The organism is Pseudocitrobacter cyperus (genome assembly GCF_039889165.1).
Lineage (GTDB): Bacteria > Pseudomonadota > Gammaproteobacteria > Enterobacterales > Enterobacteriaceae > Pseudocitrobacter > Pseudocitrobacter cyperus.
Map to the genome: position 1 here is coordinate 1,564,942 of NZ_JAYMYY010000001.1, position 20,658 is coordinate 1,585,599.

Consider the following 20,658-nt stretch of genomic DNA (forward strand, 5'->3'; position numbering starts at 1 on the left):
ATGTAGCATAGTTGATAAATTTATACGGAGAGTGGCGTGAAAATAGCGCAGCTTTTACATACGCTGGAAGCACAACTTGCGCGGCTGCAAACGCGCATCGCGCCTCTGGCGCAGCACGCCACACTAACGCCCCGCTTTGACCGGAAGTTGTTTCATACCCGCAGCACCACGCTACAGGCGTGTCTTAATGAGGCGCAAAAGCATTTTAGCGAGCTGCAACGGGCGGTCGGGCAGCAGCAACGCCCGCAGGTTGCCTGGCTTGCAGAACGGTTGGTGGCACAAATTGAAGCGATCAGTCGTGAAAGCGAAGCCTGGTCGCTGCGTGCCTGGGATAGCGCCTCACCCGCGCAGACACGCTGGCAGCGCAAGCGCCTGCAAACCCAGGAGTTCGAACGTCGACTCGTGGAGATGAAACAGGCGCGTGAGCGTCAGCTTGCGCAGACGACCACCTTTGAAGAGCAGCAGCGTCTCAGCCGTGAAATTACCGCCTTTGACGCCCGCCTGGCTCGCTGCCGGCAGGCATTACAGGAAATTGAAACCGTACTGGCGCGCTTAATGCGCTAAAGGAGAAGGTATGTCGCTGGAAAATGCGCCGGATGATGTCAAGCTGGCGGTCGATTTGATAATGCTACTGGAGAGCCATGATATCGCGCCGGAGGTGGTACTCAGCGCGCTGGAGATGGTGAAGCGGGATTTCGTTAAGAAATTAACATCAACAGCCGACAATCGCGCTGAATAACCACCCGGTAGCGAATCGCTAACCGGGCCTGTAAAAGCCGCCATCCGGCGATGGCGGCGTGATATCAATCCGCTACGGCGAGATGATTACCATCATTGTTATCCCGCTTCACTTCCGTTACTTCATCGCCTTTTTCATTGTGCAGATGAACTTCCAGTTGATTAAAGGCAATGTTGATGTTGTTTTCGCGGCACAGACGATCGATGGTGCGGTTCAGTTCATCGACGGTGTAGCTGCGATCGCGCAGTTCACGCACGTAAAGACGCAGTTCGTGATCCAGCGTGCTGGCACCGAAAGTCGTAAACAACACGATCGGCTCCGGATCGTGCATCACTTTCGGATGCTCCATCGCCGCTTTCAGTAGTACCTCTTTTACCTTGTCGAGATCTGAGCCATAAGCAACGCCCAGGCTGATTACCACGCGGGTGATCGTATCACTGAGCGACCAGTTGATCAGACGTTCAGTAACGAACGCTTTGTTCGGGATGATCACCTCTTTCCGGTCGAAATCGGTGATCGTCGTGGCGCGAATACGGATCTTGCTGACCGTACCGGAGAAGGTGCCAATCGTAACCGTATCGCCAATACGCACCGGACGCTCGAACAGAATGATAATGCCGGAGACAAAGTTACCGAAGATCTCCTGCAGACCAAAACCAAGACCTACCGACAATGCCGCCGCCAGCCACTGTAATTTATCCCACGAGACGCCCAGCGAGCCGAATACGGTCATCGCACCTACGGCGATAATCACATAGTTCAGAATGGTCGTGATGGCATAAGAGGCCCCCTGGCGCATGTTGAGACGCGAGAGCACCAGCACTTCCAGCAAACCAGGCAAGTTGCGGATGAGCGCCCAGGCTATCGCCGCCGCAATCACCGCAAACAGCAGGCTGCCCATGGTGACGCTTTTCATCACGCTGGCGCCCGCTTCCGTGCCGGTGTAGTGCCACAGAGTGATGCTGTCCAGATAGGTGAAAACGGTAATTAAGTCAGACCAGATAGCCCAGAACACCACGGCAAACAGCGAGACCATCACCAGCATCGTGATACGCAGGGTTTGCTGGTTGACCTGTTCGAGCGCAATTGTCGGCTCTTCCGCAGGTTCAGCGCCTTCCGCGCCCTCTTTCACCATGTTCTGTCGACGGGCGACCGCACGACGATAGGCGATACGCCGCGCCGCAACGCTCAGACCGCGCAGCACGGTTTGATAAAGCAGATTCCAGACAATCACCAGATAGACGGTTTCAATCCAGCGGCCAGAGAGACGCAACGTGGTGTAGAAGTACCCGGTCGCCGTCAATACCATCAATCCAATCGGCACCAGCGACAGCACGGTAATCGTGACCAGACGCAGGCCATGGGACTCTTTATCGCGCCAGCTATCACGGCACATCGGCCAAACCAGAATGGCGATAAGCAGCAGATTCAGCAGGATCACAAACTGCCCCAGCACATCGTCCATCAGGTGCAGCGGCGAGAGTTCAGAAACGACTGACCAGAAATGCAGTGGCAACAGCGCCAGGCTGATGCGGACAATCTGGCGACGCCAGTGGCTGGTTATCTGTTCCGGCATATTAAAATGGCGCACGGCCACGCCGTCTTTTTCCAGCACCTTCCAACATAAGCCGAAGATTAACCAGAACATCGCCAGCTTTTTACAAAACGCCCACAGCAGGTCGCTGATGTTAAGCTGCATAGTAAGCAGTATCAGGCCAACCGCGAGGATCAGCAGCACCACCGGCAGCGCTCTGACCAGATCAATCAGTATCGCTTTTGGCGTGTGCAACTGGCTGTCATTACGCAACTGCCCCACTTGTTCGGCCAGCCGCGCCTGATATGCGCGCAGCGCGCCCAGTTTCCAGCGAATCAGCCCGGCAATCAGCAGCAGAGGTAATCCCGCCAGGAATGCGATAAACACCGCAGGCCACGCTTTTTCCCAGTTCACGGTGATTTTCATCGACTTGAACTGATCTTTCAGCGCGCCAGGGAAGGATTTAATCCAGTCCCAACCCATCGGTTTGTTGCTGTTTACCCAGAAGATTTGCTGGGTGAGGATCTCTTTGAGATTTTTCGACACGCTCATCAACTGCTGCTGGTTAATTTGCAGGTTGATGGCCATCATCAGTTGGGAACCCAATTGTTTGTTAATTAAATCCAGCGCTTCGCGGCGCGCGTCCACCAGTTGCAGCAGGGCGTCATGGACTTCCGGATTCACATCGCTGGTGTGCCCCTGTTCCAGCTTCGCAACAAAATCTTCGCTCTGGAACATGGCATCACGCTGTTGGTTAATTTCGAACTGCTCGAGACGCAGATCCGCAATGCGGTTGGTCATATCTTCCAGTTCATCGGCAGAGGGTAACGTCTGCTGCTGCTGATACAGAATGCGCGACAGCAACAGGCTGCCTTTCAGCACCGCGATTTGCTCTTTGATATTACGCTCAGATTGCAGCGCACGGTCGAGCCAGTTCTTAACTTTAATATTTTGCTGAACCAGTTGGTTGCCGCTTTCTGTCACCGTAATCAGGCGCTGGCTCAACTGATGGTTGATCTCCAGTTCCTGTTTTACCAAAGGGTTGGCCTGGATACGCGCAGTCTCTTCCGGCGAGGCAGTTTCCTGCGCCGTTTTTTCCGTCAGCGTCAGACGCTTGGTGTTCACCGCCTCCTGCAATAGCTGAAGCTGATGTTCAAGACGCGTGGTGTACGCCGTGATGTAATCACGCTGTTTTTGCAGGGTGTCCTGTAGCGTGGTATTACCCTGTAAACTTTTACGTTGCTGATCAAGCTCCGCATTAAGCAACGCTTGCTGAACCTGAAGCATGGTCTGCTGTGAAGGACGCAACGCCCCTTCGCCCACCGTGGTGCCGTTCAGACTGTTGCGGATCTGCTGCAGTTGCTGCGAGGCCGCATTCATGGCGTTTTGTACACGCTCCGGCTGCGTTTGCAGCGAAACAAGCTGACTGTTATAGGTCGCCAGGTCATTCTGCGCATTTTGCAAATCATCGACCATCTGGCTCAGGCGCGCTTCCAGTTGGCGCAACGAGAGCGACGAGAGCGTTTTTCGCGTTTCATCATCATTGTCGGCGTCGCTCAGGGCATTCAGTTTTTCTGTCGCCTCACGCAACTGCGCAGGAGCCTGATCAACTTTCTTTTGCAGTTGCGCCGTTTCGTCTTTGATGCGATCGATTTTATCGAGGAACTGGGCAGTTTCGGTCAGATCCTGCAGCTCCAGTTTTTCCTGGGGAGTGAGATCTTTCTTCTTGTTGAAAGCATCGATTTGCGCCTGAATATCGGCGCGTTCGGGAAGGTCATTGCCGCTTGTAGCACGCGCCTGAGCAGCGGTGACAGTGCAGAAAAGACATGCAATAACGACTATAAATGCGAAAAATGTGTTCCGCGAGCGAATGTTATGCAGCATAGTTTTAACATGAGTGATTGCAAAAGCCGGAGAAAACCGGGGGATAAACGCGTGCGAAGAATAGCACTTCTGCAATCTGGCGAATAGCGCGACTTTCCAGGATTATTCCTGGTAATAACGCATTTTCTGATTAACCTGATTTTTCGTGTAACGTCGGGCAGAACTGAAACATCTCCAGCAGAATGGCCACGTAATCACGCGCCTCTTTTTTCAGATCAAACGAACCCGGCGCAAAGAGCCAGTTCTCCATTATTCCAGAGACATAACTGCGCATCAAAATGGCTGCCCGGCGGGTTAACAATTTTGCCGGCAGCATTTGTGCGGATATACAATCATTTAACACTTGCTCAATACGGTCGTAACTTTCCATGCAAAGATTACGCTGTGCCTGCTGTAAAACAGCCATTTCACCGACAAATTCACATTTATGGAATATAATCTCCATCATCAAGCGTCTACGCTCTTCAACAACCGTTGCTTCAAGGATATATACTAATATCTCCCTTAAAACTGAGAGTGGATCGTCAGGGAATTTTACCCGATACTCATTCTCAAGATCGCCGATACTGGACTCTGATAATTCCCAGATTTCACCAAATAAATCCGACTTGTCTTTGAAATGCCAATAGATAGCCCCGCGCGTGACGCCTGCCGCCCGGGCAATATCCACCAGCGAGGTTGACGATACGCCTTGTTGTGAAAACAGCTTCAGCGCAACATCAAGGATGTGCTGACGCGTAGCAAGGGCTTCTTGTTTGGTTTTTCGTGCCATAGGTTGGTGAATTTACAGAGGTTAGATTTACATACATTTGTGAATGTATGTACCATAGCACGACGATAATATAAACGCAGCAATGGGTTTGTGGACGCTGAACCATTGATCAATTTGAAATCGGACACTCGAGGTTTACATATGAACAAAAACAGAGGGTTAACGCCTCTGGCGGTCGTTCTGATGCTCTCAGGCAGCTTAGCGCTTACAGGATGTGACGACAAAGGGGCTCAACAAGGAGCGCAGCAGATGCCGGAAGTCGGCGTTGTGACGCTCAAGACCGAACCTCTTCAAATCACGACTGAACTCCCGGGACGCACCAACGCGTATCGCATTGCGGAAGTTCGTCCGCAGGTCAGCGGTATCATTCTGAAGCGAAACTTTACGGAAGGTGGTGATATCGAGGCGGGCGTGTCTCTTTATCAGATAGACCCTGCCACCTATCAGGCCGCTTATGAAAGCGCGAAAGGCGACCTTGCGAAAGCACAAGCTGCTGCCAATATTGCCCAGCTTACCGTCAAGCGTTACCAGAAACTTCTGGGTACGCAGTACATCAGTCAACAAGACTACGACACCGCGCAGGCGGATGCACAGCAGGCTAATGCTGCCGTTGTTGCAGCCAAAGCCGCTGTTGAAACCGCGCGTATCAACCTGGCTTACACCAAAGTCACCTCCCCTATCAGCGGTCGTATCGGTAAATCCGCGGTGACGGAAGGCGCCCTGGTGCAAAACGGGCAGGCAACGGCGATGGCCACCGTGCAACAACTGGATCCGATTTATGTCGACGTGACGCAATCCAGCAACGATTTCCTGCGTCTGAAACAGGAACTGGCCAACGGTACGCTGAAGCAGGAAAACGGCAAAGCGAAAGTAGACCTCGTGACGAACGACGGTACCAAATACCCGCAGAGCGGCACATTAGAGTTCTCTGATGTGACGGTTGACCAGACCACCGGTTCTATCACCCTGCGCGCTATTTTCCCTAACCCTGACCATACTCTGCTGCCAGGCATGTTCGTTCGTGCCCGTCTTGAAGAGGGGGTAAACCCAAGCGCACTGCTGGTTCCACAGCAAGGTGTGACCCGTACCCCGCGCGGCGATGCTACCGCACTGGTGGTGGGTGAAGGCGATAAAGTTGAAACGCGTAACATCAAGGCAACCCAGGCGATTGGCGATAAATGGCTGGTCACTGAAGGGCTGAAAGACGGCGACCGTGTGATTATCACCGGCCTGCAAAAAGTCCGTCCAGGCGCGCAGGTGAAAGCGCAGGAAGTGACTTCTGACAATAAAGAACAAGCCGCAGCCGGCGCAGCGTCAGAAAAAACTCAGTCTTAACTTAAACAGGAGCCGTTAAGACATGGCTAATTTCTTTATCGATCGCCCGATATTTGCATGGGTGATCGCAATCATCATCATGCTTGCCGGGGGACTCGCGATCATGAAACTGCCGGTAGCGCAATATCCAACGATTGCGCCGCCAGCCGTGACGATCTCCGCGACCTATCCGGGTGCTGATGCCCAGACGGTGCAGGACACCGTGACACAGGTTATCGAACAGAATATGAACGGTATCGATAACCTGATGTACATGTCCTCCAACAGTGACTCTACCGGTACGGTACAGATCACGCTGACCTTTGAATCCGGTACTGACGCGGATATCGCGCAGGTACAGGTGCAGAACAAACTGTCGCTGGCAACTCCGTTGCTGCCGCAGGAAGTTCAGCAACAAGGTATTAGCGTTGAGAAGTCCTCCAGTAGCTTCCTGATGGTTGTTGGTGTTATCAACACCAACGGCACCATGACTCAGGAAGATATTTCCGACTACGTTGCGGCGAACATGAAAGATCCGATCAGCCGTACTTCTGGTGTCGGTGACGTTCAGTTGTTCGGTTCCCAGTACGCCATGCGTATCTGGATGGATCCCACCAAACTGAACAACTTCCAGTTGACGCCGGTTGACGTCATTTCGGCTATCAAAGCGCAGAACGCCCAGGTTGCCGCGGGTCAGTTAGGCGGGACGCCGCCGGTGAAGGGGCAGCAACTTAACGCCTCAATCATCGCGCAGACCCGTCTGACCAGCACCGATGAGTTCGGGAAAATCCTGCTGAAAGTCAATCAGGATGGTTCGCAGGTTCGCCTGCGCGACGTCGCGAAGATTGAGCTGGGTGGTGAGAACTATGACATCGTCGCTAAGTTCAACGGTAAACCTGCTTCGGGTCTGGGTATCAAGCTGGCGACCGGTGCGAACGCGCTGGACACGGCGAAAGCTATCCGTGCCGAACTGAAGAAGATGGAACCGTTCTTCCCGTCAGGCTTGCAGATTGTTTACCCGTATGACACCACCCCGTTCGTTCAGATCTCCATTAACGAAGTGGTGAAAACACTGGTTGAAGCGATCATCCTGGTATTCATCGTGATGTACCTGTTCCTGCAAAACTTCCGCGCGACGTTGATTCCAACTATCGCGGTGCCGGTGGTATTGCTGGGTACCTTCGCTATCCTTGCGGCCTTTGGTTTCTCCATCAACACCCTGACGATGTTCGGGATGGTGCTGGCGATAGGGCTATTGGTGGATGACGCCATCGTGGTGGTAGAAAACGTCGAGCGTGTGATGAGCGACGAAGGGCTACCACCGAAAGAGGCGACGCGTAAATCGATGGGCCAGATTCAGGGCGCACTGGTAGGTATCGCGATGGTGCTGTCGGCGGTATTTATCCCGATGGCCTTCTTCGGCGGTTCTACCGGGGCAATCTACCGTCAGTTCTCCATCACTATCGTTTCGGCGATGGCGCTGTCCGTACTGGTGGCGTTGATTCTGACCCCGGCGCTGTGTGCCACGATGCTGAAACCGGTCGCCAAAGGCGATCACGGCGAAGGCAAAAAAGGCTTCTTCGGTTGGTTCAACCGCATGTTTGATAAGAGTACGCATCACTACACCGACAGCGTAGGCAACATCCTGCGCAGCACCGGTCGTTATCTGCTGCTCTATATCATCATCGTGGTCGGCATGGCCTTCCTGTTCGTGCGTCTGCCAAGTTCGTTCCTGCCAGATGAAGACCAGGGGGTGTTCCTGAGTATGGCCCAGCTTCCGGCCGGGGCAACGCAGGAGCGCACGCAGAAAGTGCTGGATGAGATGACCGATTACTATCTCACCAAAGAGAAAGACAACGTTGCATCTGTGTTTGCGGTTAACGGCTTTGGTTTCGCAGGCCGTGGCCAGAATACCGGTATTGCCTTCGTTTCTCTGAAAGACTGGGCGGATCGTCCGGGCGAAGAGAACAAAGTTGAAGCCATTACCCAACGTGCAATGGGCGCTTTCTCGCAGATTAAAGATGCGATGGTGTTCGCCTTTAACCTGCCAGCGATTGTTGAACTGGGTACGGCAACCGGTTTTGACTTCCAGCTAATTGACCAGGGGGGTCTGGGTCACGACAAACTGACTCAGGCGCGTAACCAGTTGTTTGGTGAAGTGGCCAAACATCCTGATCTGTTAGTCGGCGTTCGCCCTAACGGCCTGGAAGATACGCCGCAGTTCAAGATCGATATCGATCAGGAAAAAGCACAGGCGTTGGGCGTGTCCATCAGCGATATCAACACCACGCTGGGTGCGGCCTGGGGGAGTAGCTACGTCAACGACTTCATCGACCGCGGTCGTGTGAAGAAAGTGTACGTGATGTCCGAAGCCCAGTACCGCATGCTGCCGGAAGATATCAACAACTGGTACGTGCGCGGTTCCGATGGTCAGATGGTGCCTTTCGCGGCCTTCTCCACTTCGCACTGGGAATATGGTTCACCGCGTCTGGAACGCTATAACGGTCTGCCATCAATGGAAATCCTGGGCCAGGCGGCTCCGGGAAGAAGTACCGGTGAAGCCATGACGCTGATGGAAGAACTGGCGAGCAAACTACCGTCAGGTATCGGTTACGACTGGACCGGGATGTCTTACCAGGAACGTCTTTCTGGTAACCAGGCCCCTGCCCTGTACGCGATTTCGCTGATTGTGGTCTTCCTCTGTCTGGCGGCGCTGTACGAGAGCTGGTCGATTCCGTTCTCCGTTATGCTGGTGGTTCCACTGGGGGTTATCGGCGCACTGCTGGCCGCCACCTTCCGTGGGCTGACCAATGACGTTTACTTCCAGGTGGGCCTGCTGACAACCATTGGCTTGTCGGCGAAGAACGCGATATTAATCGTGGAATTTGCCAAAGATCTGATGGAAAAAGAAGGCAAAGGCCTGATTGAAGCAACGCTTGAAGCGGTACGCATGCGTCTGCGTCCAATCCTGATGACGTCGCTGGCGTTCATCCTCGGGGTTATGCCGCTGGTAATCAGTACCGGTGCTGGCTCCGGCGCGCAGAACGCCGTAGGTACCGGCGTAATGGGCGGGATGGTCACCGCAACGGTTCTGGCTATCTTCTTCGTCCCGGTGTTCTTCGTGGTGGTTCGCCGCCGCTTTGGCCGCAAGGTGGAAGAGAGCGAGCATAGCCAACCGGCTGAGCGTCACTAATATTTCCCCTAATGACAAAGGGCCGCGCAAGCGGCCCTTTGTGTTTGCAGCGAAAGAGCACATATCGCTGCTTACTTTTATATTGTTTGGCCCTATAAAGATTTATACTTAAGAAATCAAGGCTTATCTGGAATGTTGTTGATTCATTCTTGTGAATGTTCACCGCCTAAATTGTTTAAGAAAATTCTGAACTAAAATTCAGCAGATAAATCGATGATGAAAACCTTTTATCCCACAGGCATGCTGAGGATAACCGTCGTTTTCGGCGCTGTAGCCAATAGGTAAGTTAATGAATTTTAATGAATCTGATGCGACGACTGATAACAATGCCTGACCAGGATTAATCTCCGCAGATTTTCATTGCGGTCAATATTAAGAATAATCGTTTTAATTGTAATTTTTCGTAATAGCGCGGTGAAATCTTTTTCAGAGTGGATTATAGTTAGTGCGTAAGGATTATGCGTATGTTTCCGGTTAGTACCAGAACCCTCCATCCCACAACACTGCTTGTTACTCGTCGTTAAAACCACGAATAAGGGGATGTGCTATGGACGAATACTCGCCAAAAAGACACGATATTGCGCAGCTCAGGTTTCTTTGCGAGACCTTGTACCATGATTGCCTGGCCAATCTTGAAGAGAGCAATCACGGTTGGGTAAATGACCCAACCTCTGCAATCAACCTTCAACTTAATGAGCTGATAGAGCATATCGCGACCTTTGCGCTTAATTATAAAATTAAGTACAACGAAGATAATAAATTGATTGCACAAATTGACGAATATCTGGATGATACTTTCATGTTGTTCAGTAACTACGGCATTAATAGTGAGGACTTGCAAAAATGGCGCAAGTCCGGAAACAAACTCTTCCGCTGTTTCGTCAACGCCAGCCGAGCTAACCCTGTTAGTCTCTCATGTTAAGATAATTACAATCATATGGGTGAATTATGTCTGAGAAACCATTAACTAAAACTGATTATTTGATGAGACTGCGCCGTTGCCAGTCAATTGATACGCTGGAACGCGTCATTGAAAAAAATAAATATGAACTTTCTGACAATGAACTGGCTGTATTTTACTCAGCCGCCGATCATCGTCTGGCAGAATTGACGATGAATAAGCTGTACGACAAGATCCCATCGACCGTATGGAAATTCATCCGCTAATTTTTATTTCCGCAACAGTGGCAGGTGTTAGTTAAAGTCAATCAGCAATCGTAACGTTCCATCTCTCCCAGAGCTTGTTTGTGATTAAAGTCACACTGATAAACAGGGAACGTTCCCTCTTGTAGCTGTAGCTCTTATTGTTAACGCTCTCGACTAGCGAGGAGTGTGACATGAGTGAAGAGAAACGAAAGATGATCGCAGGCGAACCCTATCGCCCAGGTGATACTACCCTTAGAGCCGATAGCCTGCGTGCCAGGCAGTTGCTTCATCGCTACAACCATTCAGCTCCCGATGAAAAAGCGTTACGCCATCAGCTATTAGCTGAACTCTTTAATAAAAGCCACGATGCTTATATTGAGCCTAATTTTCGCTGCGACTACGGTTACAACATCACGCTGGGTAAAAACTTCTATGCCAATTTTGATTGCGTGATGTTAGATGTTTGTCCTATTACCATTGGGGACAACTGCATGCTGGCGCCGGGCGTTCATATTTACACGGCGACCCATCCTCTGGATGCCGTCGAGCGCAACAGCGGCTATGAATATGGCAAACCGGTTGTGATAGGCGATAACGTCTGGATTGGCGGGCGCGCGGTAATCAACCCTGGCGTAACCCTTGGCGACAACGTTGTCGTCGCCTCAGGCGCAGTCGTGGTGAAAGATGTGCCGGATAATGCCGTCGTCGGGGGAAACCCTGCCCGTATCATCAAAATGCTGAGCTAAGGTAACATTCGACTGTTATGCTTTTTCGCAACCAATCTGTTACTTTTTGTGTTGGTTAATGCAACCTACAATAGGTGAGTCCGCCCTGAGTTGCAGAGCCCAATATGACAGAGATCCAGCGATTACTTACGCAAACTATCGATGAACTGAACGTTCGTGAAAAGCGCGACAACCGGCCGCGCTTTAGCATCAGTTTTATCCGCAACCACCCAGGGTTGTTTTTGGGCATGTATGCCGCGTTTTTTGCCACGCTGATTGTCATGATGCGTTCAGAAACGCTGGAAAGTTCCGTCTGGCTGCTGTGGCTGCTGTTCGCCCTGCTGAACGCGTTTTTCTTTTTTGACGTATATCCACGCTATCACTATGACGATATCGATGTGCTCGACTTCCGCGTCTGCTACAACGGCGAATGGTATAACACCCGTTTTGTGCCAAATGAACTGATCAAATCCATCCAGAGTTCGCCGCGAGTCAATGCACAGGCCAGAGCACAACTGGAAAAAATGCTCGCGACCAAGGGAGAACTCTCATTCTACGACGTCTTTACCCTTACCCGTGCGGAAAGGTCGTCATAATCCGCTGCAGCGTGCGAATCGCCGGGATAAAGCGCGAAGCGGAAGTATTACCATAGCCAAGCACCAGCCCGGTACGCCGGTGCTCCTCCGTAAGATAAAACTGACTGAGCGCCGCCGGGGAGATCTGCTGCTGCCTGGCGAGCTTCACCAATGCCACATCATCAATCCCGTCGATAAGCACAGTGAGATGCAATCCCCCCTCCCCGGCCAATACCTGGTGAGGGAACGGTAACTCCTTCGCCAGCGCCTCGCGTAATTGCGCCTGCCGTTTGCGATAGAGGCGACGCATTGCCGCCAGATGGCGGGCGTAGTGTCCCTCTTCGATAAAGGCCGCCAGCGCACGCTGTTCAGCGCGATGTCCCCCGCGGAGCAATGCCTGAATCGCAGGCTGCGCCGCCCTTACCAGCGACGTCGGTAATACCATAAACCCCAACCGCAGCGACGGAAATAACGTTTTACTGAAGGTTCCCAGGTAGACTACCGGTGCATCCCTGACCATACCGCGCATCGCCGGAATGGGTTCGCCGCTATAGCGAAACTCACTGTCATAATCATCTTCGATAATCCACGCGCCCGTGCGTTGCGCGCTCTCCAGCAGCGCCAGACGCCGCGCCGCGCTGAGCACACTTCCCAATGGATATTGATGCGAGGGCGAAGTAAAAATCAGGCGCGGCCTCGACGATGCAGCAGAAAATTGCATGCCTTCTGCATCGACGGGAATACCTTCAAGTTGCAACCCGGCCGCCAGAAATGCGCTTTTGGCCCCGAAATAGCCCGGCTCCTCTACCCACGCCAACTGCCCTGGTTCGCTGAGAAGCTGTGTGCAGAGGTTAATCCCTTCCAGCGCGCCTTCGGTGATCACCACCTGACTGGCATCGCAGTCAATCCCTCGCGAAAGCGCCAGATGGCGAGCAATCGCTTCCCGCAACGACCATTCTCCCGCCGAATCGCCGTAACCCAACAGCAGGCTCCCCTCTTCACGCAGGGTGCGATCGAGCAGGCGTCGCCACAGGGGCAATGGGAAATAGTTGATAGCAGGTGTCCCCGGCGTAAACAGCATGGGAGGCGACTCGCGCGGCGTCGCAGGCGGCAGTTGCCGGAATCGCCCGGCCAGCGATGCCGGAAGGGTGAGCGATGTGGTCGTGGTTTCCGGCCGGGGTAATAACGCCACCCGGCTTCCTTGCCGGTCACGCAGCAGATACCCCTCAAGCGCCAGTTGTTCCAGCGCGCCATTCACTGTATTGCGGGAAACCGCCAGCCTCTGTGCGATGACCCTGGAGCCAGGAAAGCGGCTCTGCGCCTGTAACTGCCCTTGTAAAATCGCCTCTCTCAGCGTGTCATAGAGCGCGCGTTGTCGGGTTTGTGACCCACGCGACTGAAGCGCGCGTTCCAGCAAAACAAAAAAGGGATCATCAGGAATATTCATCGGGGCTCCTCGTGGCACCATCAAAAGATACACAGATGGCACTTCTTATGGAACCAGTAAAACTCTACTCTCAGCTTATCCAATGACTGCGAGGAGAGGTTATGAGTCAACTTAATCAATTTAATCAACCCATTGGCGATGCGCTGCCAGACTGGCGTCCACGCGCGCATCCGCAACGCCTGGTGCTGGAGGGAACATATTGCCGTCTGGAGCCGCTGGCCGTGCGTCATGCTGACTCACTGTTTGCTGCCCATCAGCTTGCGCAGGATACGCGTAGCTGGACATGGTTACTGCGTGAACCCGACAGCCATGTGGACGAATTTCGCCAGTGGGTGGCCAGCGTGGAAAACCTGAACGATCCCATTCATTTTGCGGTGATTGATAAGCGTACAGACCTGCCAGTGGGATCGCTGTCGCTGATGCGCATTGATGCCAGCAATGGTGTTATGGAGGTAGGGCACGTCCACTTCTCGCCCTTGCTTAGCCGCACGCCAGGGTCAACCGAGGCTCAGTGGTTGCTGATGCGTTACGCCTTTGACACGCTCGGCTACCGTCGCTACGAGTGGAAATGTAACAGTCTGAATGAACCGTCGCGCAACGCGGCGTTACGCTTAGGGTTCCAGTTTGAGGGGCGCTTTCGTCAGGCGCTGGTGATTAAAGGCCATAACCGCGATACGGACTGGTTTTCGATTCTCGACAGCGAATGGCCCGCGCTTAATACAGCATTTTGCCGCTGGCTTGCCGCCGACAACTTCAATACCGACGGCAAGCAGCGAAAAACCCTGGAACAGTGGCGCAATGAGAAGAAAGATTAACGTCTTTTTTTACGCCCCTGCACAGCTTTAAAACGCGGGTTGCTTTTACAAATGACGTACAGCCGCCCTTTTCGCTTCACTATCTGGCAATCAGGGTGACGCTGTTTTGCACTACGTAACGAATTGAGTACCTGCATTACTGGCCTCTCACATCAAGAAAACGGCCAAAACGCTGACGGAAACGCGCGGTGCTGCCTTCGCTGGAAAACGACTTCTGTTTTCCGGTATAAAACGGATGCGACTTTGAAGAAACATCGAGGGCGACATAGGGATATGTCTTCCCTTCCAGCTCAATTTCGCGCTCAGTATTGATCGTTGAGCCCACTTTAACGTATTCATTAGCGCTGGTGTCGTGGAACACCACGGTACGATAGTGCGGGTGGATATTCGCTTTCATAATGCCCTCTCACTGAGATGTTATAACATAACAACACTCTATACCTTCTCTTCATGGCATTCAACCCTTCACAAAAAGGGGGTATTACTCTTTTCCCTGCATCGCGGAAAGTCCTAAAAAAAGATCTGAATCGCGTGATTGTTCAATAAGCTTATTATTTGGATGGGATATACTTGTGCCATCAGCCACATAAAGGACATATCGGTGACGACACGACATCTGGTGAGCCTGGTTACAGGCGTGCTCATCATGGCAATTTTCTTGCCGATTTTGCTGAGTATTTGGCTGGCTCATCGTGAGGCAGATATGCAATTCCGGGACGAACAGGAGCTTTACGCTTCCCGCGTGCTGGCGAGAACGCTACTGGTACTGGCACAGGCGAAAAAGGCTCTGAATGAAATAGATAAGACGACGCATCCGGGCTGTAGCGCTGAGCAGCTTCACGAAATGCGGAGAATCTCCTATTCCTGGCGTTATATTCAGGAAGTGCTCTATCTGAAAGGGACTACGCCACTGTGCTCTTCGCTTGAAATTCAAAGTAAACCTGTAACCTATCCGGAGCCTGATCGCGTCACCTTCGATGGCTATCGTACCTGGTTTACCGCGAAAAACGATATCGGCCTTGATCGCCGCATGGTCGCCATCGCCAGCGACAAACATATGGTGATTATCGACCCTCTCTCCTTTATTGATGTCATCCCCTCTGAAACCAGTAATATTCAGTCAGCCCTGCTCGGAACGGTAAAAAATCGCGTCATTGCCAGTAGCCAGCCTATTGATATTACTGTCTTTAAACGTATGCAAGCGCAGGGGCTCGAGACGCTCACCGTCAACCATACTATCTACACCGTGCGCCATTACCCTGACCTCAGTCTGGCGGTGTTAACCTGGTCCCCCGTGCAGCCCAAAGTGGCCAGCTGGCATCGTCAGCTACTGATTTGGTTACCGATAGGCATACTGATAAGTTTATTTGCCGCCTGGTTTATTCTGCGACTGCTGCGGCGTTTACAGTCTCCGCGCCACCGCATGCTGGACGCCCTGAACGAGTCGGCAATTACCGTGCACTATCAGCCTATCGTTTCGTTGCCTACAGGAAAAATCGTCGGCGCCGAGGCGCTGGCGCGCTGGCGCGCTGGCCGCAAACTGACGGCAGCTATCTGTCACCGGAGATTTTTATTCCCCTTGCCGAACAGACGGGGCTTATCACCAGACTAACCGAAACCGTCGTTAAAAACGTTTTCCGCGACATGAGAAAGTGGCTGCATGAACACCCTGACCAGCACATTTCCATTAATTTGTCCGTCGAGGATCTCCACTCCGCCGCGCTGCGGAAACTCCTCAGCCAACAACTTAATTACTGGCAGATCTCCCCCGCGCAAATCGCCCTTGAACTGACCGAACGCGGTTTTGCCGATCCCAAAACAACCCTACCGGCGATTGAGGCTTATCGTAAAGTGGGGCATGCCATCTACATAGACGATTTTGGTACGGGGTACTCCAGCCTGCGTTACTTACAGGATCTGGACGTGGATACGCTGAAAATCGATAAATCTTTCGTTGATTCACTGGAATATCATCAGGTCACGCCGTATATCATCGAGATGGCGAAAACGCTGAAGCTGGATGTGGTCGCTGAGGGAATTGAGACGACCTGCCAACAGGAGTGGCTTTATCAGCACGGTGTTCACTATGGCCAGGGCTGGCTCTACAGTAAGGCCTTGCCGAAACATGATTTTATTCTTTGGGCAGAAGAAAACTTGCGCCGCCATTAACACCAGCACGGCTAAAAATGAATCTGGCTGGCGGCACGCCGCACAGCCAGTCAGTCGGGCTACTCGTCGATGACGGGCAGGAAACCACCGTAAATCATTCGTTTTCCGTCAAACGGCATCGATTCGCCCAGATCTTTCATCCGCGGGTCAGCCATCATTTTCTCATTCGCCGCATCGCGCACCTCTTTGGACGGATACTCAATCCAGCTAAAGACCACCTCTTCATGCTCTTCGGCCTTCACCGCCATGCGAAAATCGGTCAGATTACCGTTTGGCACGTCGTCCGCCCAGCACTCCACAATGCGGGTTGCGCCGAACTCTTTAAACAGCGGCGCGGCTTTTGCGGCCATCTCACGGTAAGCCTCCTTATTCTCCGCGGGAACAGCCACCACAAAACCATCCACATACTTCATCAGATAAACCTCCGAAGTGACAGCGCAGCCAGCAAGCCTGGCTACGTCTGTTCTTAAGTTTAGTTCTGATGCCAGCTAAACGCGTAGCGCAGCCGCCGCTGTTGCAGTAAAAACTCCGGCGAGACGCTGGGACTCCAGGAGTCATCACCGCCGATACCCATATGAAAAGCATCAAGATTCAGCCAGCAGCCAGGCTCTTCACGCAGCAAATGGTGATGGCTGGTTTCACGCAGTTGCTGCTGGCTGTAACGGCTGAGGCCGAAGTGGAAATCGCCCTGCCAGCAGTGGTTGCCATACTCCAGTCGTCGGGTGTCGCAACGCAGGCCGTTCTCGGTGGGGAAAATATAGGGCGTATGCAACTGCGTAAGCGGCAGCGTCCAGCGGCCCTGGCGGGCGGCAAGTTGGCGATCGGGGTAGTTTTCGTGCGGCCCAAGCCCCAGCCAGCTTGCCTGATCGGCGACATCTGCGAGCTGACAACTCAGGCCGATACGCGCCGGAGGAGGAATATCGTGCGCCACCTGAATATCGACATCGCCGTGCAGCACACCCTGACTATCAATCAGCCAGCGCTTATGGCTGATAAACAGCAGTTTACCCTGATATTCCCACAGATGCTGGGTCTCAACGCTCACCGTTTCCGCCTGCTGTTCTGCGCGACAGAGTACGCAACGCGAGGTCATGGCATACATGCCTGCCGCCTTCCAGCGCTCCACCCAGGCGTTAGGGTCGATGCGCGTCACTTCACTGACACCGATATCATTATCAAGCGGCGCACGGGTAAAGTTATCGCTGACCGGGGTAAGTAAACATGCCTCCCCTTCACGCCACCATTGACTCAGGCAACCACTGGCGCGGTCAAAGACCCAGCGCTGCTGCTGATGAATGACATCGAACGCCGCCTCGCCGATCGCAAGCGTTGGCGCAAACCCTGTAACCTGCGGTTGTGGCTGGGCAAGGGGAGACGGCTGACGCCATTGATCCCATGCGCAGAGGTGATCTGCAGGCGACCAGGCGGTAGCTTCACGCTGATAAACTTCCACATTCAGCCAGTTCTCACCACACGCCGACGTCGGGAGCGGCAGCGCGATCCGCTGCGTACCCTGCGGCGGGATATCGAGCGTAACCTCTCCCCCGGCGACCACCTCGCCGTCGCACATCAGCGACCAGCGAAGCTGCTCGTTATCCGTATGGCGGAAAAGATAATCGCTGGTCACATCAATGATACATGGCTGGTGACTTACCTGACTAAACTGGAAAAACTGCTGCGCGCGCTGGGCTTCGTAGATCGCCGGATGCGGCGTGCGATCGGGGAAAACCAGGCCGTTCATGCAAAACTGACGATCGTTTGGCGTATCGCCAAAATCGCCGCCATAGGCCCAGAACGGCTGGCCGTTGTTATCGATTTTAGTCAGCGCCTGATCGACCCAGTCCCACACAAAGCCGCCCTGCAAACGCGGATGAGTGCGGAATGCCTGCCAGTATTTGGCGAATCCGCCCAAACTGTTGCCCATCGCATGCGCGTATTCGCAGAGGATCAGTGGACGTGTTTCATCAGGCAAACCGATCCATTTCTTAATCGACCACTTCGGCACTGCCGGAAAGGGTTGATCCTGATCGACGCGAGCGTACATCGGGCAAACAATATCCGTCGCCGGGGTATTCGCCCCGCCACCTTCATACTGTACCGGGCGACCAGGATCGGCACTTTTCAGCCACTGATAAAGCGCGCTGTGATTTGCGCCATAGCCAGACTCATTCCCCAGCGACCAAATAATAATTGACGGGTGGTTGCGATCCCGCGCGACCATTCGCGTCACCCGCTCGCTCATCGCTGGCAGCCAGAGCGGATCGTCCGCCAGGCGACTCATCGGCACCATACCGTGCGTTTCGATATTCGCTTCGTCCACCACGTACAGGCCGTACTGGTCGCATAAGCGATACCAGAGCGGGTGATTTGGGTAATGCGAGCAGCGAACCGCGTTGAAGTTATGCTGCTTCATCAGTTCAATATCACGGCGCATCGTGGATTCATCCACCACCTGACCCTTTTCAGGATGATGCTCGTGGCGGTTCACGCCGCGGATCATCAGCGGCTGACCGTTAAGTTTCAGTAATCCGTTGCTGATTTCCACCTGACGAAAACCGACATCGCAGGCTTCGGCCTCAATCAACGCGCCCTGTGCATCATGCAGCGACACCACCAGCCGATAAAGATGCGGCTGTTCTGCGCTCCACAGCTTTGGCGCAACAACCGGCATGGCAAGCGTTAAACGCTCTTCCCAGCGCCCCCGTTCATCAACAATGTCGCTGCCGGGTGGCTGGCTACACCGGGCAACCTGCTGCGCGCCATCCCACAACGTTGCAGCCACGCGGGTCGCCAGCAAGGCCTCGCCCTCAAGCGTCACTGCAACCTTGAGCATCGCATGGTTAAATTCCGCATTCAGCGTGGTGTTCACCTGATAATCTGCCACACGCGTCGCCGGTTTATGCAGCAGCGTGACATCACGGAATATCCCGCTCATCCGCCACATATCCTGATCTTCCAGATAGCTGCCGTCGCACCAGCGCAAGACCATCACCGCCAGGCGATTTTCTCCGGGCTTCAGAAAATCGCTGAGATCGAACTCCGCAGGCAGGCGGCTATCCTGGGAATAGCCGACCCACAGACCGTTACACCAGAGGTAAAACGCCGAATTGACCCCCTCGAAGATAATGCGCGTCTGCCCCTGCCCCAGCCACTCTGCTGCAACCTGAAAAGTGCGCGAGTAACAACCGGTTGGGTTGTTCGTCGGTACGCGAGGCGGTGTAACCGGGATGGGATAAGTCACATTGGTATAAATGGGCGTATCAAAACCCTGCATTTGCCAGTTGGATGGCACCGGCATCGCCACGGCCTGCGGTAGCTCTTCATTGATCCAGCCGTCCGGAACGGCTTCCGGGGCATCAAAAAAGCAGAACCGCCACTCGCCGTTCAGTAGCTGGCGGGAGGAGGACGCGCGGTCATGCTGCGCATCGGCATCGCTGCGCCAACTGTTAAACGGCGGGTGAGCCGCCAGTCGATGCCAGTGGCTAAGCTGCGGATTTTCCCAGTCGCGACGCGCCAGGTGTTGTTGCAGCGTAAGTGAAGCGTGATGCGTCATTTCAACCTCATTGCGAATAAACAAAATTGTGCGCAGAGTGCCGAAACCGCATCGTGCAAATCCACTTAAACTTCAGGGATTTCATAGCCTTCGGTTCACTCAACCCTGCGGCTGAGTGTAACCTGAAGGTCAAAAAGCAAGTGTGAGCGCGGCAATACTCTCAGGAAATTACCGCCGCCCGTCGTGTACCGGTAGGCTGACGAAACCACGGCAGGCAAATCTGGATCAGCGGGCCAATCGCCAGCGCATACAACACCGTTCCGACGCCAAAACTCCCGCCCAGCAGTACGCCTGTCAGCAGTACCGATACTTCAATGGTGGTGCGGATGGCACGAACCGACCAGCCGGTGCGCGCATGCAGCCCGGTCATCAGGCCATCGCGCGGCCCCGCACCAAAACCCGCGCCGATGTACATCCCGGTAGCCAACGCATTGACGATTATCGCCGCGGCCAGCAATACGCTGCGGGCAAACAGGGACTCCAGCGGCGGCATGATCGCAAGCGTGAGATCGGCCGTCAGCCCTAAGACGATCACATTGCTGATAGTGCCTAACCCCGGGCGCTGGCGCAGCGGGATCCAGAACAGCAGTACCAGTACTCCGGTGAGAATGATCACCAGACCGATATTCATCGACAGCAGAGTGGCCACACCAAGATGGAAAACATTCCAGGGATCGGCACCCAGATCCGCACGAACAAACATCGCCGTGGAGACACCGTAAAGGGCTAAACCGATATAGAGCTGAATAAGACGACGGAGCATGATGCACCTCAAAGTGAGCGTTCAGAACT

General features: G+C 53.6%; 17 protein-coding genes and 1 pseudogene. 10 read left to right on the top strand and 8 right to left on the bottom strand.

Annotated features, from left to right (window positions below; all coding sequences use genetic code 11):
• Positions 1 to 36 precede the first annotated feature (36 nt).
• Both priC and rsmS read left to right on the top strand, forming a co-directional pair.
• On the top strand, positions 37 to 564 hold the full coding sequence (gene priC / locus VSR74_RS07640) for a primosomal replication protein N'' (RefSeq protein ID WP_347794113.1): 528 nt from the start codon (positions 37 to 39) through the stop codon (positions 562 to 564).
• A gap of 10 nt (positions 565 to 574) precedes the next feature.
• On the top strand, positions 575 to 739 hold the full coding sequence (gene rsmS / locus VSR74_RS07645) for a pleiotropic regulatory protein RsmS (RefSeq protein ID WP_347794114.1): 165 nt from the start codon (positions 575 to 577) through the stop codon (positions 737 to 739).
• A gap of 64 nt (positions 740 to 803) precedes the next feature.
• On the opposite strand, the gene mscK is transcribed toward rsmS, so the two are convergent.
• Both mscK and acrR read right to left on the bottom strand, forming a co-directional pair.
• A complete protein-coding gene (mscK, locus tag VSR74_RS07650) occupies positions 804 to 4,157 on the bottom strand; it encodes a mechanosensitive channel MscK (protein ID WP_347794115.1) in 3,354 nt (1,117 codons plus the stop codon).
• Between the two features lie 130 nt (positions 4,158 to 4,287).
• Entirely contained in the window at positions 4,288 to 4,929 is a 642-nt protein-coding gene (gene acrR, locus VSR74_RS07655; RefSeq protein ID WP_347794116.1) for a multidrug efflux transporter transcriptional repressor AcrR, read from the bottom strand.
• Positions 4,930 to 5,070: 141 nt separating this feature from the next.
• On the opposite strand from acrR, the gene acrA reads away from it, so the two are divergent.
• From acrA to VSR74_RS07685, 6 genes are all read left to right on the top strand, one after another.
• Positions 5,071 to 6,264 carry a multidrug efflux RND transporter periplasmic adaptor subunit AcrA gene (gene acrA, locus VSR74_RS07660; protein WP_347794117.1) on the top strand — a complete coding sequence of 398 codons (1,194 nt, stop codon included), beginning with the start codon at positions 5,071 to 5,073 and terminating at the stop codon, positions 6,262 to 6,264.
• A 22-nt stretch (positions 6,265 to 6,286) separates the two neighbouring features.
• Positions 6,287 to 9,436, top strand: a complete 3,150-nt coding sequence (acrB, locus tag VSR74_RS07665; protein WP_347794118.1) for a multidrug efflux RND transporter permease subunit AcrB — start codon at positions 6,287 to 6,289, stop codon at positions 9,434 to 9,436.
• Positions 9,437 to 9,983: 547 nt separating this feature from the next.
• On the top strand, positions 9,984 to 10,358 hold the full coding sequence (gene tomB / locus VSR74_RS07670) for an Hha toxicity modulator TomB (RefSeq protein ID WP_015965533.1): 375 nt from the start codon (positions 9,984 to 9,986) through the stop codon (positions 10,356 to 10,358).
• 26 nt (positions 10,359 to 10,384) lie between these two features.
• The gene (locus tag VSR74_RS07675; protein ID WP_015965534.1) at positions 10,385 to 10,603 is read left to right on the top strand and encodes an HHA domain-containing protein; all 219 of its coding nucleotides are present in this window, start codon (positions 10,385 to 10,387) and stop codon (positions 10,601 to 10,603) included.
• 170 nt (positions 10,604 to 10,773) lie between these two features.
• Complete coding sequence (maa, locus tag VSR74_RS07680; protein ID WP_347794119.1) at positions 10,774 to 11,328, top strand: maltose O-acetyltransferase; 555 nt, start codon at positions 10,774 to 10,776, stop codon at positions 11,326 to 11,328.
• A gap of 104 nt (positions 11,329 to 11,432) precedes the next feature.
• On the top strand, positions 11,433 to 11,903 hold the full coding sequence (locus VSR74_RS07685; protein ID WP_347794120.1) for a YlaC family protein: 471 nt from the start codon (positions 11,433 to 11,435) through the stop codon (positions 11,901 to 11,903).
• Here VSR74_RS07685 and pdxR read toward each other — a convergent pair.
• Positions 11,878 to 13,329 (bottom strand): MocR-like pyridoxine biosynthesis transcription factor PdxR, encoded by a 1,452-nt coding sequence (pdxR, locus tag VSR74_RS07690; protein WP_347794121.1) that lies wholly within the window; start codon positions 13,327 to 13,329, stop codon positions 11,878 to 11,880. The genes VSR74_RS07685 and pdxR overlap by 26 nt on opposite strands.
• A gap of 101 nt (positions 13,330 to 13,430) precedes the next feature.
• Between pdxR and VSR74_RS07695 the strand changes: the two genes are divergently transcribed.
• Positions 13,431 to 14,144 (top strand): GNAT family N-acetyltransferase, encoded by a 714-nt coding sequence (locus VSR74_RS07695; protein WP_347794122.1) that lies wholly within the window; start codon positions 13,431 to 13,433, stop codon positions 14,142 to 14,144.
• Here VSR74_RS07695 and ykgO read toward each other — a convergent pair.
• Positions 14,141 to 14,281 carry a type B 50S ribosomal protein L36 gene (gene ykgO / locus VSR74_RS07700; protein WP_003859006.1) on the bottom strand — a complete coding sequence of 47 codons (141 nt, stop codon included), beginning with the start codon at positions 14,279 to 14,281 and terminating at the stop codon, positions 14,141 to 14,143. The genes VSR74_RS07695 and ykgO overlap by 4 nt on opposite strands.
• Positions 14,281 to 14,541, bottom strand: coding sequence for a type B 50S ribosomal protein L31 (locus VSR74_RS07705; RefSeq protein WP_347794123.1), 261 nt, complete (start codon positions 14,539 to 14,541; stop codon positions 14,281 to 14,283). The genes ykgO and VSR74_RS07705 overlap by 1 nt, the downstream gene beginning before the upstream one ends.
• Positions 14,542 to 14,745: 204 nt before the next feature.
• On the opposite strand from VSR74_RS07705, the pseudogene VSR74_RS07710 reads away from it, so the two are divergent.
• Positions 14,746 to 16,313 (top strand): annotated as a pseudogene (locus VSR74_RS07710) (EAL domain-containing protein).
• Between the two features lie 59 nt (positions 16,314 to 16,372).
• Here VSR74_RS07710 and VSR74_RS07715 read toward each other — a convergent pair.
• The 3 genes from VSR74_RS07715 to yczE form a co-directional block, all read right to left on the bottom strand.
• Positions 16,373 to 16,726: a DUF1428 domain-containing protein gene (locus VSR74_RS07715; protein WP_347794124.1), complete on the bottom strand. Its 354-nt coding sequence runs from the start codon at positions 16,724 to 16,726 to the stop codon at positions 16,373 to 16,375.
• Between the two features lie 59 nt (positions 16,727 to 16,785).
• Positions 16,786 to 19,866 (bottom strand): beta-galactosidase, encoded by a 3,081-nt coding sequence (locus VSR74_RS07720; protein WP_347794125.1) that lies wholly within the window; start codon positions 19,864 to 19,866, stop codon positions 16,786 to 16,788.
• A 160-nt stretch (positions 19,867 to 20,026) separates the two neighbouring features.
• Positions 20,027 to 20,629, bottom strand: coding sequence for a membrane protein YczE (yczE, locus tag VSR74_RS07725; protein WP_347794126.1), 603 nt, complete (start codon positions 20,627 to 20,629; stop codon positions 20,027 to 20,029).
• Positions 20,630 to 20,658: the final 29 nt, after the last annotated feature.